The sequence below is a fragment of the Xanthomonas sontii genome (genome assembly GCF_040529055.1).
Taxonomy (GTDB): Bacteria; Pseudomonadota; Gammaproteobacteria; order Xanthomonadales; family Xanthomonadaceae; genus Xanthomonas_A; species Xanthomonas_A sontii.
The window spans coordinates 1,611,055-1,625,759 of sequence record NZ_CP132342.1 but is presented as its reverse complement, the minus strand read 5'-3'; the positions used below and the strand labels follow the sequence as shown (position 1 = coordinate 1,625,759).

The 14,705-nt window shown below is 64.0% G+C and carries 11 protein-coding genes and 1 pseudogene; 5 read left to right on the top strand and 7 right to left on the bottom strand.

Going from position 1 to position 14,705, the window contains the following annotated elements; translation table 11 throughout:
• Nucleotides 1–117: 117 nt before the first annotated feature.
• The 3 genes from RAB70_RS06910 to RAB70_RS06900 form a co-directional block, all read right to left on the bottom strand.
• On the bottom strand, nt 118–3,219 hold the full coding sequence (locus RAB70_RS06910) for a TonB-dependent receptor (RefSeq protein WP_170268197.1): 3,102 nt from the start codon (nt 3,217–3,219) through the stop codon (nt 118–120).
• Between the two features lie 247 nt (nt 3,220–3,466).
• Nucleotides 3,467–4,239 (bottom strand): IS5 family transposase gene (locus RAB70_RS06905; protein WP_148830478.1). Its coding sequence is split into 2 segments (ribosomal slippage): nt 3,467–3,897 and nt 3,897–4,239, totalling 774 coding nucleotides; the frame shifts between segments, so codons are not numbered across the junction.
• Nucleotides 4,240–4,336: 97 nt separating this feature from the next.
• Nucleotides 4,337–7,729, bottom strand: a complete 3,393-nt coding sequence (locus tag RAB70_RS06900; protein WP_408068864.1) for a GH92 family glycosyl hydrolase — start codon at nt 7,727–7,729, stop codon at nt 4,337–4,339.
• A 499-nt stretch (nt 7,730–8,228) separates the two neighbouring features.
• On the opposite strand from RAB70_RS06900, the gene RAB70_RS06895 reads away from it, so the two are divergent.
• The 3 genes and pseudogenes from RAB70_RS06895 (at nt 8,229) to RAB70_RS06885 (ending at nt 10,124) form a co-directional block, all read left to right on the top strand.
• Nucleotides 8,229–8,639 (top strand): hypothetical protein, encoded by a 411-nt coding sequence (locus RAB70_RS06895; RefSeq protein ID WP_148829830.1) that lies wholly within the window; start codon nt 8,229–8,231, stop codon nt 8,637–8,639.
• Nucleotides 8,640–8,921: 282 nt separating this feature from the next.
• Nucleotides 8,922–9,447, top strand: a pseudogene (locus RAB70_RS06890) (RNA polymerase sigma factor).
• 20 nt (nt 9,448–9,467) lie between these two features.
• On the top strand, nt 9,468–10,124 hold the full coding sequence (locus RAB70_RS06885; protein ID WP_148829829.1) for a serine/threonine protein kinase: 657 nt from the start codon (nt 9,468–9,470) through the stop codon (nt 10,122–10,124).
• Between the two features lie 199 nt (nt 10,125–10,323).
• On the opposite strand, the gene RAB70_RS06880 is transcribed toward RAB70_RS06885, so the two are convergent.
• Together RAB70_RS06880 and RAB70_RS06875 are read right to left on the bottom strand one after the other, a co-directional pair.
• Complete coding sequence (locus tag RAB70_RS06880) at nt 10,324–10,581, bottom strand: helix-turn-helix domain-containing protein (RefSeq protein WP_148829828.1); 258 nt, start codon at nt 10,579–10,581, stop codon at nt 10,324–10,326.
• 380 nt (nt 10,582–10,961) lie between these two features.
• On the bottom strand, nt 10,962–11,393 hold the full coding sequence (locus RAB70_RS06875; RefSeq protein WP_170268186.1) for a SymE family type I addiction module toxin: 432 nt from the start codon (nt 11,391–11,393) through the stop codon (nt 10,962–10,964).
• A gap of 237 nt (nt 11,394–11,630) precedes the next feature.
• On the opposite strand from RAB70_RS06875, the gene RAB70_RS06870 reads away from it, so the two are divergent.
• Complete coding sequence (locus tag RAB70_RS06870; protein ID WP_148829826.1) at nt 11,631–12,746, top strand: hypothetical protein; 1,116 nt, start codon at nt 11,631–11,633, stop codon at nt 12,744–12,746.
• Between the two features lie 182 nt (nt 12,747–12,928).
• Here the strand turns inward: RAB70_RS06870 and RAB70_RS06865 are convergent, their stop codons facing one another.
• Nucleotides 12,929–13,354 (bottom strand): type II toxin-antitoxin system VapC family toxin, encoded by a 426-nt coding sequence (locus RAB70_RS06865; protein ID WP_148829832.1) that lies wholly within the window; start codon nt 13,352–13,354, stop codon nt 12,929–12,931.
• Nucleotides 13,354–13,608 carry a type II toxin-antitoxin system Phd/YefM family antitoxin gene (locus RAB70_RS06860; RefSeq protein ID WP_148829825.1) on the bottom strand — a complete coding sequence of 85 codons (255 nt, stop codon included), beginning with the start codon at nt 13,606–13,608 and terminating at the stop codon, nt 13,354–13,356. The genes RAB70_RS06865 and RAB70_RS06860 overlap by 1 nt, the downstream gene beginning before the upstream one ends.
• 724 nt (nt 13,609–14,332) lie before the next feature.
• Here RAB70_RS06860 and RAB70_RS06855 point away from each other — a divergent pair.
• A complete protein-coding gene (locus RAB70_RS06855; protein WP_230979401.1) occupies nt 14,333–14,668 on the top strand; it encodes a DUF3883 domain-containing protein in 336 nt (111 codons plus the stop codon).
• Nucleotides 14,669–14,705: the final 37 nt, after the last annotated feature.

The window sequence follows — 14,705 nt, the reverse complement described above, 5'->3', positions numbered from 1 at the left end:
ACCGCGGCAAGCGCGACGGCGCGGTCGTGGACGGCGAAAACGTTGGCCCAGCCGTCGCCGGACCATCGCGCCCATGCCGACCGCCGCGCGGCAGGCATGGGCACGACAGGCTGCAGCCTAGAACTTGTAGGTCAGCCCCAGGTACGCCAGCCGCCCGGCGTAGCCGCCGGTGTAGAAGCGCGTCCGGGTGTCGTCGCCCAGGTGCTGGCGCGACTCCTGCTTGGTCAAATTCAGCACCGACGCGGTGAGACTGAGCGCCGGGGTGATGTTGTACGCCGCATTCAGATCGATCTGGTAGTACGGTTCCTCGTAGACGTTCAAGCCGTTGACCAGGCCCTGCACCAGCTCGCCGCGACGGTTGTACGAGGCGCGCAGCAGCAGGCGGTCGGTCTCGTAGAACACGGTGAGGTTGGTCTGGTTCTTGGCGCTGCCCGGCATCGAGGTCTTGCCGACCTCGGTGCCGTCCTCCAGCCGCACCGCGGCCTTGCTGGCATCGTTGTAGGTGTAGTTGAACTGCACGCCGAGGCCGGAGGGCAGCGTGTGCTGCGCGTACAGCTCCACGCCCTGCGACACCGCGTCCTGGCCGCCGGCCTTGGTGCTGTAGTTCTGCACCGTGACCGTCTGGCCGTTGATCAGCATGTTGACGTCGCTGATCACGTCGACCGAGAAGTTCTCCACGTTCTTGCGGAACAGCCCCACGCCCGCCACCGAGCCCGGCTGGAAGTACCACTCCAGCCCCAGGTCGAACTGGTTGGCCTTGTACGGCTCCAGCTTCTTGTTGCTGCCCGAACCGTACCAGCCCTGCTCGCTGGCGCCGCCGGTCAGGCGCCGGTCGGCCACGTATTCCGGGCTGTAGTACTCCAGGCTGCCGGGCGCGGCGATGGCGTTGTAGCTGGGCCGCGCGATCACCTTCGACGCCGCCGCACGCAGCAGCAGGTTCTCGGTCAGGTCGTAGGCCAGGTTGAAGCTCGGCAGCACGTCGGTGTACTTGCGGTCCAGCGCACTGACCACGAACGACTCGGTGCGCTGCTCGGTGTCGGACAGCCGCCAATAGCCTTCGGTGCCGCAGTAGGTATCGGCTGGCGCGCCCGCGGGCATGGCCGCGCCCTGCTGACAGGCCAGCGGATTGCCGTCGGCACCATCGAAGAAATAATCGTTGTAGGCGGTCACCTTGTCGGTGGAATCGGCATGCTGACCGGTGCGCGCCACCCGCACGCCGACGTTGCCGCGCAGGCGCTCGGTATGGAAGTTGAGCTGCAGGTAGGTCGAATAGATCTTCTCGTCGACGTTGTAGACGAAGTTGTCTTCGTTACGGGTCTGCATCGCGCCGTAGGTGTTGTTCAAGTAGCCGATGTAGCCCGGGAAGTTGATCGCCGGGAACGCGCTGGACTTCACCCCGCCGGCCAGGTTGTCCAGCGGGAACAGCAGATCCGGCGAGAACTGCGTGGCCAGCGCGTTGCAGCGCCCGTTCCAGTAGCGGTTGTTGTAGTCGCTCGGGTCGGTGCCCGGGCACACCCAGTAGTTGTTGCCGGTGTTGCGGTGGATGCCGCCGTCGCGGCGCTTGAGGCCGAACTGCAGCGAGTCGAAGAACTCGCCGTCCATGTGCCAGGTGGTATCGATCTGCGCGTACTGCTGCTGGTTGGTGTTGCGGGTCCAGGACGAGCCGGTCGAACCCAGGTCGACCTGCAGGATGCCGTCGCGCAGGTTCTGCATCAGTTCCGGCGAGAAGATCATGGTCGGCGTGCCGGTCAGGTCCCAGGCGCTGGTGAAGTTGCCGTTGCTCCAACTGCCGTCGGCGTTCTGCCGGCGCGGCTTGATCGGCAGCGAGAACTGCAGTTCCGGCCCGCCCTTGGCCCAGGTGCGGCCGGCCTTGAACGACACGTCCACCTTCTCGCCGCGCCACTCGCCGCCCAGGTCCACCGTCTGCGACAGCGACTTCTCGATGTTGTAGCTGCCGGTGATCTGCGGCGTGGGCACCGTGCAGTCGTCCGAGCCCCAGCCGCCCGGCGGCAGGCCAGCGGCGGCGGCCTGCGCCTCGCTGCAGTAGTAGGCCTTGCCCGGATGCAGGCTGTAATTGGCGCCGGTGACGATGGTGCCGCTTGGATCGAACTGCAGCCCGTCGAGCAGGCGGCCGCCGCGCCAGTTGCCGTCGCCGTAGTAGCGGGCGATGTTCCACTCGGGGATCTTGACCGTGTTGGTCTGCGAGTTCTGCGACAGATCGAAGCGGAAGTAGTTCGCGGTCAGGGTCAGGTCGTCGGTGGGCTTGAACTGGAAGGTCAGCTGACCGCCCTTGCGCTCGCGTTCCTCCTGCTTGACGTCCAGGCTGACGGCCGTCGGCATCATGAAGCGAGTGTAGTACTTGCCGTTCTGGTCCCAGAAGCCGGTGCCGCCCCACCAGTTGGCGTTGAAGTCCGACGGATTGCCGTTGACGTCGACCGCCGGGCCGCCTTCGTCGCGGCCGTACCACTGCCAGCTCTCGGTACTGGCGTTGAGCGTGCGCGCGGTGCGCTTCTGCTGCGTGTAGCCGACGAACACGCCGAAGCGGTTGTCCTGGTCGTGCCACGAGTACGAGCCGGAGAACTGGCCGTCGGTCTTCTTGCTGCTGTCCGACCACACGCCCTCGGCAGACAGGAAGCCGGAGTTGGGCTCCAGCTCCAGCGGGCGCCGCGTCTGCAGGATCACCGTGCCGCCGATGCCACCTTCGTCGATGCGCGCTTCCGGTGTCTTGTACAGCTCGGCGCTGCCGAGCAGGTTCGATGGCAGCAGCGTGTAGTTGAACGAGCGCGTCGGGTCGCCGTTGGACTCGGCGGTGGCGATGTAGTTGCCGTTCAACTCGGTCAGCACCAGCTCCGAGGACAGGCCGCGTACGCTGACGTTCTTGCCTTCGCCGCCGTCGCGGGTGATGACCACGCCGGGCACGCGCTGCAGCGCATCGGCCACGTTCTTGTCGGGGAACTTGCCCACGTCCTCAGCGGTGATCACGTCGACCACGGCGTTGGCGTTGCGCTTCTGCTCCAGGCTCTTCTCGATCGCGTAGCGGTAGCCGGTGACCGTCACCGCATCCAGGTCGGTGGCCTTTACCTCGGCCTGACCCGTGGGGGCCGGCGTGCCGTCGGCCTGCTGGGCGAAGGCGGTGGTGGAGGCGGCCGTCGCGAACAAGGCGATGGCGATGCCGGCGGACAGCGTGCTGCGGTTGCGTGCGGATGGCATGCAGTTCATTTCAATCATCCTCTCCCAAAGATTGATCGGCTGCGGCGGGTTTCTATCGATCCAAGGATCGGGCGAGAACCCCGCGCGGTGTGACACGAAAACTCTCCGGCGCCCTTGCGGCAAGCCGGCTTCCCTACGTCTCCCTCCCCCTTCTGCGCAGATGCGATTGGATCGTTCTAATACTGTGGAAAACTAAGTATCACAGCCCATGCAGCAGCGCATGTTGCCGCGCAACAGGCCTAGGCTGTATCGACATTCATTTCAGCCACATTGGGATAGAGGCCAGATACAGGAAAGCCAAGAAATGAGTTGGCTTGCGATCGAAGCGCGTGGCGATACGGCGGAACTGTTTGAGCTTGGCGAAGCAACGTTCGATGCGATTGCGTAACCGGTAGCGTGCTTTGTCGTAGCGGCGCGGCCGCTGGCAACTGCGTGGAGGGATCACCGCCTTGGCGCCTCGTGACCTGATCAACGCCACCAGTTCCCGACTGTCATAACCCTTGTCGGCTAGCACATATTTCGGCTTGAACCCGGCCAACAAGGCGCGCGCTTGCGTGATGTCGTTACGCTGCCCACCTGTCAGCACGACCCGCACCGGCCGGCCCTGGCTGTCCACGGCCAAGTGGATCTTTGTGCTCAGGCCTCCTCGGGAGCGCCCCAGAGCCGAGTCCGAAGCCCCCCTTTTCCGGTCGCCGCTTGTGCATGCGCCCGGACGATGCTGCTATCGATCATCAGGTACTCGTTGTCTCGAGCCCGAGTCAGGCTCTGGAAAATCCGCTCCCAGACGCCCTTGGCGGCCCAACGGGTAAAGCGTTTGTGCACGCTTTTGTAGGCCCCGTAGCGCGGCGGCAGATCACTCCAGCGTGCGCCGGAGCGCAACACCCACAGCACGCCATTGACGAAAGTCCGGTTGTCCGCTGCTGTGCGGCCCGGGTCACTGGCTTTGCCTGGAAGCAAGTCTTCGATCCGCTCCCATTGGCTCTGGGTCAATTCATAGCGGCTGGGCCGCGACGTGATGGTCTTCGACATCCCCAAAAAATACCGCTGAATGTCGATACAGCCTAGTACGTCGTACTACGTCCGCCAGGCGCGGCAGGCAGGATGCGCTCACCGCGTTCGCACGCGGTCACGGCATGGCCTGCCGCGTCACCGGCTGCAGCAATTCGATCTCGGCCAGCGCCACGTCCTTGCCCGCCTCCAGGCGCAGGCGGTAGGCGCTGTACGCGCCGGGCTTGGCGATGCGGAACGGCCGCAATTGCCGCGCCCAGGCGAATGTCTGCGCGCGTCGCTGGTCCAGCGTGGTCCAAGCGCCGTCTCCGTTGCGGCCTTCCAGCGTCCATGCCAGGCCGGACACCGCGGCATCGCCGCTGGTCAGCGTGTAGTGGGTGGCGCGCTGTGGCGCTGTGAAGCGCAAGTCGACACTGGCACCAGCCGGCAGCGGCAGCGCCGTGGTCGCATCGTCGTCGATCAGTGCCGTGGCCTTGGGTTGCCCTTCCAACGACACCGCCACGGCCTGCGACGCCACATCCTCCAGCCCGCGCGGCGCGCTGCCCGGCGGCGTCAGCGACGGCGGCAACGCGTCCGCGCCGCTGCCCCAGCGCGACGGCGTCGCCCCCATCACGAACTCCAGCGTGGCGCCGTCGGCGATGTCCTGGTGGCGCAGCCAGGCGGTGTTCCACGGCTTGCCGTTGAGCGTGAGCGACTGCACGTACACGTTGCGCGCACTGTTGTTGCGCGCGATCACTACAAGCTTGCGACCGTTGCCGAGATCGACCTCGGCGCGCGGAAACGCCGGCGAGCCGATCACGTACTCCGGCGCGCCCATCCGCAGCGGATACAGCCCGAGCATGGCGAACAGGTACCACGCCGACATCTCGCCGTTGTCCTCGTCGCCCGGATAGCCCTGGCCGATCTCGCTGCCCAAGTACAGGCGGCGCAGCACCTCGCGGGTGAGGCGCTGGGTCTTCCACGGCTGCCCCGCGGCCACGTACATCCACGGCAGATGATGCGAGGGCTGGTTGCTGTGCGCGTACATGCCCATGCGCACGTCGCGCGCCTCGGTCATCTCGTGGATGACGCCGCGGTAGCTGCCGGCGAAGCGCCTGTCTGCGGTCTCCGGCGTGGCGAAGAGTTCGTCCAGGCGGGCCGCCATGGCGTCCTCGCCGCCCAGCAACCCGGCCAGGCCGGCCGCGTCGTGCGGCGTGGTGAAGGCGAAGGTCCAGGCATTGGCCTCGGTGTAGTCGCCGCCCCATACGCGCGGATCGAACTTCGACGCAGGCGTACTCCACTGGCCAGCCGGCGTGCGCCCGCGAAAGAAGCGGGTGGCGGGGTCGAACAGGAACACGTAATCGGTGGCACGCGCCCGGAAGTACTCGGCTTCCTCGCGGTAACGCTGCGCCTGCTGCGGCTCTTTTTCCTGGTCCGCCAGTGCCTGCGCCATCTGCGCCAGGCCGAAATCATTGAGCGCACCCTCCAACGTCCACGACAGCCCTTCGTGCACGTCGTTGGCCGCGTAGCCGCGGTACATCGAGCGGGCCAGGCCCTTGCGGCCGACGTTCGACACCGGCGGCACCACCGTGGCATTGCGCAGCGCCGCCGCATAGGCCTCGTGCGCGTCGAACCCACGCACGCCCTTCAGCCAGGCATCGGCGAAGGCCACATCGGAACTGGTGCCGACCATCAGATCCGCATAGCCCGGCGAGGACCAGCGCGCCACCCAGCCGCCGTCGCGGTACTGCTGCAGGAAACCATCGATCATCGCCCCGGCCTGCTCCGGCGCGAACAGTGCATACGCCGGCCAACTGGTGCGGAAGGTGTCCCAGAAGCCGTTGTTGACGTAGACCTTGCCCGGCACGATCAGCGCCGCGGTGCGTTCGGCATCGCCGCCGGCGTTGTCCTTGGACCAACTGTTCTGGTCGGCATGCCGCCAATCCGGATGCGCCGCGTCGCCGAGGTTCTCGTGGGCGACGTTGGGATACAGGAACAACCGGTACAGATTGGAGTACACCGTGACCCGCTGGTCGTGGCTGGCGCCTTGCACCTGTACCCGGCCCAGCACCGCGTCCCACGCGTCCTGCGCACGCGACTGCACCAGCTCGAACCCGGCGTCGCCGATCTCCTGCTGCAGATTGCGCTGCGCCTGCTCCACCGAGATCAGCGAGGTGGCGATGCGCATCACCACCGTGCGGTCCGCGCCCGGCGCGAACTTCACATAGCCGGTCGGGCGCCCGGTGGCGATCTTGCCGCTGGCCGTCCACGGACGGTCGAAGCGCGCATACACGAACAAGCGCGTGGCGCCATTGGACAGGCCGCTACGCGTGTCGGAATAGCCACGCAGGGTCTGCGTCGCCGCGTCCAGGGTCAGCCCGCCACGCGCGTCGACGTTGTCGAAAAGCAGGTTGGCATCGCCGCCCTCGGGAAAGCGAAAGCGGAAGATCGCCGCCCGCTCGCTCGGCGCCAACTCGGCGCGGATGCCGTTGTCGAAGTCCACCCGGTACAGATGCGGGCGTGCCTCCTCGCGGTCGTGGCCGAACGACAACGCACGCTTCGCACGGTCCGCCTCCGGCACCCCACGCGTGGACGAGGGCATCACCTGGAAGGTCTGGCGATCGCCCATCCACGGGCTGGGCTCGTGACTGATCGACAGCGCCTGCAGCCGCGGCCGGTTGTCGTCGCCGTTCTGCTCGTTCCAGCGGTACAGCCAGCTCAGTGAACCCGCATCGGTCACCGGCACCCAGAAATTGAAGCCATGCGGCATGGCCGTGGCCGGGATGTTGTTGCCGCGCGAAAACGTGCCATTGGACTGCGTGCCGCGCGTGGTCACCACCTCGTCGCTGGGCCGGCGCGCCGCCTGCGGCGCTGGTTCGCGTCGCACCGCGACATTGTCGATCCAGCCCGACGCCAGCTTGCCGGCGCCGGGCTGCACCTGCAGCTCGATCGCACGGATGCGCCTGCCGCGCAAGGCTGCCACCTCACCCAGCCGCACCTGCTTGAACGCCCACTGCTGCGGATACAGCGTCTTCGACGCCGCCTGCCCCGCCGCACCGACCAGCGCACCATGCTGATCCTCCACGCCCAACTCGGACAGGCGGCGCCCATCGTCGAACAGCAGATCCACCGCCACGCCGGTCGACGCCACCGTATCGCCGTCGACGATCTCCGGCAGCACCATCCACGACAGCACCGTGTCCGGCTCCACCGGCAGATCGACCGCAAACAGCTGCGCGCGCCCGTCCGCAGTGGCGCGATAGTGCAGCGCATGCAGCCCGGTGTAGCCCATGCCGGCCTTGGCCGCATAGGGCTGCTCGGGCCCATTGCCGATGGCGACCTGGAGACCTGTTTTGTCGGACTGCGTGGCCGACGCTGGCGCAGGTTCGCCCCGCTCGAACGAAGACGCGAAGCCGGGATCGGCCGCGCATGCCGCGCCGCTGCCCGCGCACCACAGCGCCGACGCCGCGGCGGACGCCAACCATCGGCGCGAAGACTCAGGCGGATGCGCGAAGCGCGGGCGGATTGGCATGGCAGTCTCCCCAAACTCTCTCGATCGGCTGTGCCGCGACGCGTGGCGTCACGCACCTCCGGTGGCAACGGCGCGCAGCGAAGGCACGCAACGTGGACCGGATCGACCCGGTGAATCGCAGCGCAAGTCAGCATCCGGCACCGCTTCACGTCCGCAGCTGCATGCGGACGGAAGAGCAGGCCTCAGCAAACGCGTAGCACGCGATCCCTACCCGCCGTCTCCCCCAAGGATGCGCTGCATCAACGGCTTTGGATCGATCCAACTAAGCTAGAAGTAACACGCCTTTTGATGAGTTGCATGCTGCTGCGCAACAGTTCGCCTCCAGATCGACACGCAATCCAGCATCGATCGCGTTGCGTTGAATACGAAGCGGGAGACGCTGAAACGTCACGGGGCAAGGAGCGATCGAAGGCGATAGGGCGCCCTGCCTGACTGACGATCAACGGCTACACTGGGAAGCGCTGGATCGCTCCACACACACAGGGGATTTCAAAATGAAATGACCACACTCGCACTTTTGATTGGACTTCTGGCCACGTCGAGCGCACTTGCCGACACAACACGCTGCTCGACGGACTCTTACGGCAACACCACGTGCCGCGGCGACGACGGAAGCGTGACGCGCACCAGCAAAGACTCCTACGGCAATACCACAACCCGTGACGACCAGGGCAACGTGATTCGCTGCTCCTCGGACTCGTACGGCAACAAGACCTGCCGGGGCGACGACGGAAGCGTGACGCGCAGCAGCACGGACTCCTACGGCAATACCACGACCCGTGACGACCGGGGCAACACGATTCGCTGCTCCTCGGATTCGTACGGCAACAAGACCTGCCGCGGCGACGACGGAAGCGTGACGCGCAGCAGCACGGACTCATATGGCAATACCACGACCCGTAGCGATTAGCGCAACGCGGTTCGCGGCGCGACGCACTCTTTTCGGCAACACGACGTGTCGCGACGACAAGGGCAGCGCAACGCGCTGCAGCACCGTCAGCTTTGGCATTGCCACTTGCCGACAAACAGCCTGACGCTGCATTCAAGCCGACGCCGCGCTGCCGCGCGGCTTGATCCAGCAACGTCCTTCCGCGCGATGACCAGTTGAAGATTCTTGCTGGCGCGGTGTGAGATTCCGTGCGCTGACGCGAATCATGGTGTCGAGGGGTGCGAAGGCCGCGCCGGTAAACCAATGGATACCATCGCAACCGCCATGCCCGCCAACGACGCCCAAGACGCCTTCAGCGCGCTGCTGCAGCGCCATTCCGGTATCGTGTTCAAGGTCGCCGGCAGCTATGCGCGCGGCGCCGAGGACCGCGCCGATCTGGCCCAGGAAATCGCGGCACAGCTCTGGCACGCCTGGCCGACGTACGACCCGGTGCGCAGCGTCAGCACCTGGATGTACCGGATCGCGCTGAACGTGGCGATCAGCCACCTGCGCAACCGCGAACTGCGGCAGCGGCACGACGCGATGCCGCTGGACGAAACCCTGCACGACGTGGCCGACGGCAACGCCGCGGACCCGGAGAACGAACAGCGGCTTCGCCTGCTGCAGGACGTCATCGCCCGCCAGCCGCCGCTGGACCGCGCACTGTTGCTGCTCTACCTCGAAGACCGCCCGCAACGCGAGATCGCCCAGATCCTCTGGCATCACCGAAAGCAACGTCTCCACAAAGATCGGACGCCTGAAACAGCGCATCCGCGACGAATTTCGCTAGACCACGCCATGGAGACCATGATGGAACTCGACGATTTCAAATCGGCCTGGCAAACGCTGGACCGCCGGCTGCAACTGGACAACACGTTGAAGCTGCACGAACTGCGCGAGCGCAAACTCGACAGGACGCGCGGCAGCCTGCGCCCGCTGTACTGGGGCCAGGTGCTGCAGATCCTGTTCGGCATTGCGTTCGTCCTGCTCGCGTCGCTGCTGTGGATGAGCAAGCCAGCACATGCTTCGTCCATCGTCGCCGGCGTGTTGGTGCAGGCGTATGGCGTGCTGACGATCGTCGCGGTCGGTGTGGTGCTGGGGCGACTCGGCAATATCGATTACTCGCAGCCGGTACTCGGCATCCAGAAGCAATTGTTGCGCGCACGCACGCTGTACATCCGCAGCGGCATGGTCGCCGGTCTGCCGTGGTGGTTCCTGTGGATCGCGGTCTTGCAGACCTTGGCTGGCCTGGGCGACGTCGATCTGCTGGCCAAGGTCCCCGCGCTGGTGTGGAGCGGCTACGGCATCGGCATCGCCGGCCTGCTCGGCACCTGGTGGTTCCACCGCTGGGCGCGCCGCCCGCACCGCGCCGAGTTCGGCCGGAAGATGGACGATTCCTTGAGCGGCGGCAGCCTGCGCAAGGCGCTGGCGCAACTGGACGAATTGCAGCGCTTCGAGCGCGACTGAGCGCGCTTTCCCACGGCCGTCACCATCCACAAATGTCGCTTGGTCCAACTACCGGCTTACCCCTGCCGCCTGTGAGCAGCGCTCCCAGTCCGCGTCGTAGTGCAGTTCCATCTCCCCGCGCGCAGGCAGCGTACATCGCGCCACGCGAACGCCATTGGTCCAGATGGAGAGGCTGCGACTGTGCGATCGACGCCCCATCTCACCACTCCACTTGCTTGGTGGCGGCGGTGGAGTCGTCGCGGGTGCCGATGGTCAGCTCCAACCCCAGCGCCGCGCACCAGGCCAGGAGTTGTTCGACGCTCAACGCATGAACATTCAACTCCAGATGAGAAACCCGCGACTGGCTCAGGCCGAGACGGCCGGCCAGTGCAGCCTGAGTCAGCCCCTTGGCCTTGCGTGCGGCCTGCAGTGTTGCGCCTAGTTGCGTTGCGGTGACCAGAACGTGGCGTGTCGACATTGCAGTAATACCCGTTATCCCGCTAATCGCAAGATACCCGCAAAACGAATAAAGCTCACATAGCTGATATCCAGGTAGAGCTGTTCGCTGCCGGCTAGTCCTAGCGCTGGTGAATACGGCTTTTCGCACCGCATGAAGCGGTGCCGATTGCCCACTTCGCTGAGGCACAATCGCCGGCACCTTCTGCGGTGATTAGGGCAGCCAATCGCCACATAACATCCGCATTGCCCGCAGGGGACGGCGATGTACGCCGTACGAGGAGGCTACTCCGTCAAAGGGGACGGCGTGTAGTGACGACGCGGCAAGCACCGCGCCGCCGCCCCTCGAGCGATTCGGTAAGAGCCGGCCACCCCAGCAATGCCACTGCCAGAACCGAGCGGCTACGGTGCCACCCTGGACGTGCGTCGCGCCTTCGCCGCGGGCGGCGGCGCCACCTGCACGGCCGTGATCAGCAGGGCGCCATTGGCCATCGTGATGCGCACCTTGCCGCCCACCGCGAAGCCAATGCCTTCCAGCCATAGGCCATACAAGCGCAGGCTCGGCACCTGCCGCCCGACCCGCATGCCATTGCGGTCCACGTCGTGGTAGCGGTAGCCGATGGTGCATTGCGTGGGGCGGCGCGGGATCGAGCGCCTGGGCACTGGGTTCTTGTCAGCGTCGGGATGCAACGGTGGCGCCGACGCACCAGGCAGCGTCTCGGCGATGATGGCATCTAAGGGATCGGGGGACTCGAGCTTGAGCCAGCAGGGCTTTGCCTTGACGGCACGGCGAGGAGATTTGGTCTTTGAACCAGCGTCTGCACTACCGGACATGACGTCCTCCATTTGAGTGGGAGTCGCCAAGTGATTTCGGGAGACCAAACCCGGCCGCGGAATTTGCTGTAGCGAATAGATAATTGCTCGCCCCAAAGAAGCTGTCAATGCTTAAAACAGAACATCTGTAGACATCTGCAGGAAATCGCGCCGGTGCGGATTAAGTTAACCTGGCCCCGATATCGGGCGCGCAAGTGTAGTCTTCCCCTATTTTCAGAAAACGAACGAGGACCACTAATGAGCGAGGCCCAGGCGAACCGCTTCGATTACATCACCGCACAACCATACCGTATGCTCTTGGAAGCTGATTTCGCCGAGATGCAGGCGTGCTTGGAAGCCCGAGCATGGAAGGCAGCCATGGTCCTTGCCGGAAGCCTCATTGAAGCAGTCCTCGTCGAACACATGGAATGGCTGTCACCTGTGACTGAAGCATTGCGAATCAGGAAACTTATGCTTCAACAAGTCATCTCCGAGTGCGAAGACCAGCATGTGATTACCGAGACTACCGCCAAGCTCTGCAGCGCAATCAAGGACTATAGGAACCTTATCCATCCAGGGAAGGTAATGCGTGATAGCGTCGCCGCGCCGGACCAGAGCAATGCTTTGATCGTCACAGCATTGGTAGGGAGGATAGTTCTAGAGGTCGCGGCATCGCGCAAAGCGAAAGCGGGACTGACAGCCGAGCAGCTCCTTCGGAAGATCCAACGGGACAGCGGCTCAATCGCAATTCTTCCGCATCTTCTTCGCGACATTGCGGATAAGGAGAAGCAGCGCTTGATGCTTGACGTGCTTCCGAAGGCATATGCGGAAAGCCTCATATACGATGACTTCGAATGGGATGCTGCACTTCCTGAGAGAATTTCTGCCGCCTATCGGCTAGCTATCAAGGAAAATCCGGAGCTCGCGGGCGTGACGACGCTCCAGTTCTACACCCTAATTCGGAACGGCGAAGCGACAGAGATCGCCCGTCATCGCACTGCATTCTTCCGCCCTACCGATCTGGAGCACCTGGACGAGCTCAAGCGACCGGTCGTAATTGACTACCTGATCGGTTTCTTGATTGAGCAAGGAGATAGTATTCCCTTCGGCGAACTGGCAGGAGTTGGGCCATTTCTCACTGTTGAAACGCTCCCGAAGTTCCTTAGCCCTATGCTTCGATACATTCGAGCGGCGAAGGCTTCCACGCTGGCCGTGCGATATGTCGCGAATGAGCTTGCCAAGCTTCCGGAGGATGTAAAGCCCTCCGCTCGCGAACAGATCACTCGGTTGATCTCCATGCACAAGAATCGAGGAAACAGCAAGCATGCTGCTGAACTCGAAGAGCTCATAGAGTGGATCGATATTCCGTTCTGAACCTGTCACTACAGGTGTTGCGCTTGCTTAAAACAACGCGAGAACTTGGATGTCGTTGCCCTCGGTGTGCCTGCGGCCGACGACCAGTGATCGACAAGAATGGGTCAGGTTGACTTCTAATCGTCGCGTCTCTTCATAGCAAGCAACTTACCAATTGCCTTTGCGCATGAATCCACAAGCGGTCATAGCAACGGCTCCCACGGATTGACGATGGGAACTCCCGTGGGCTCGAAATCAGAGACGTTGCGCGTAACCACCGCCATACCATGCACCAACGCCGTCGCCGTGATAAGCGCATCGCGCTCGCCTCGCTTGTCGGGTATATGCAACCGGGCGCAGCGTTGCGCCACAGCGATATCGATCGGCAATGTACGCCCGGAGAACTCGGGCAATACGTGCTGCTCTAGCCACGAGCGCAGCATGCCGCCCTGGGTAGCGTCCTTGCGTTCGATCGACAGAACGCCAAGCTCCAGCTCCATGACGGTGATGGCCGAGATGAAGAGATCGGCGGCATCGACGCTTTCCGCCCACGCCGCCACGTTCGCATCCGCCCTGCCGAGCCGCACCTTGCGCAACTCAGACAGCACGTTGGTGTCCAGCACGTACATCACGAAAGATCAGCCGGCCGGACCCCAATCGTCACGCGCGGCGGCTCGAACTCGATGTCTGCAATGCCCGGCATCGCCAGCGCATCGGCAATGTTGCGCCGCTGCCTGGTCAGCCGTTGATAGTCTTCGAAGCTCAACAGCACGTGCGCAGGCTTGCCGCGGTCCGTGATGAACACCGGACCGCTCTTGGTGGCCTTCTTTGCCCGCGTCACGTCCTGATTCAGTTCCCGACTTGATAGCGTTGTGATGGTCACAAGGCACCTCCTAGATCCGCTGAATGTAGTTACGTTACTACAACGACGTTTGAGGGGCAAATGACGGATCAACACGGCGACAAGCGCCTCAGCCAGGCAGCCGCTCCTGTCGAGAACGGGCCGGGTTCTCTCCTAACATCCGCTATTTTCAAGAGCGGACAACATGCAGCCGCCGTTGCATGCTGCTGGTAGACCACTAGCAATCGCTACTGCCCGCATCACATCGCCCCACAGAGCTATCGCTGCCAGGACTAGCTCCCCACACTTCTGCTAGTTAACCTGGTGACACGCGAGAGGAGCTATATGGCACGAGGCACAGACTGGTCGCATGAAGAAGTGGAGGCCTGCGTCGCCGACTACTTGCACATGCTCACGCTCGAACTGAACGGCCAGCGGTATAGCAAGACCGTCCATGCACGTGCGCTGGCCGAGCGGCTCGACGGGCGCAACAGGGCCGCCATCGAGTTCAAACACTGCAACATCAGCGCAGTCCTTCTCGCACTCGGCTACCCGTACATCGATGGCTACAAGCCGCGTGGCAATTACCAGACCCTGTTGTTCGACGTGGTGGGAAGTCAAGCGCAGTCGAACGATGCACTACAGGCCGCTGCTCAATCCGCCGTGCTACGACCCGCAGTGATGATCGCCCCAGAGGATACGGAAGCCGTATGGGTTCCGGCACCCACAATCGTTGGGCCGGGCCGGCGAGTTGTTCGTAATAGAGTTGGAGACCCGCCGCCTTCATGCAGCTGGCCAGAAACGCCTGGCCAATCGGGTCGAGCACATAGCCGCTTCTCAAGGCGATGGCCTAGGCTACGACGTACTCTCCTACGAGACCGATGGCCGAGAACGACTCATCGAGGTAAAGACCACCGCGTTCGGCATCCTGACTCCATTCCATGTCAGCCGCAACGAACTGGCACGCTCGGAAGTCGATGCTGACAAATACCGCCTCTATCGTCTCTTCGACTTCCGCGCAAAGCCACGCCTATTCGATCTGCCCGGCGCCATCGCTTCGCATTGCCTTCTCGAGTCAACCATGTACATCGCGCGCTTCTAAGACGACGGCCTCACTAACACTACAAGAATGGGGTCGG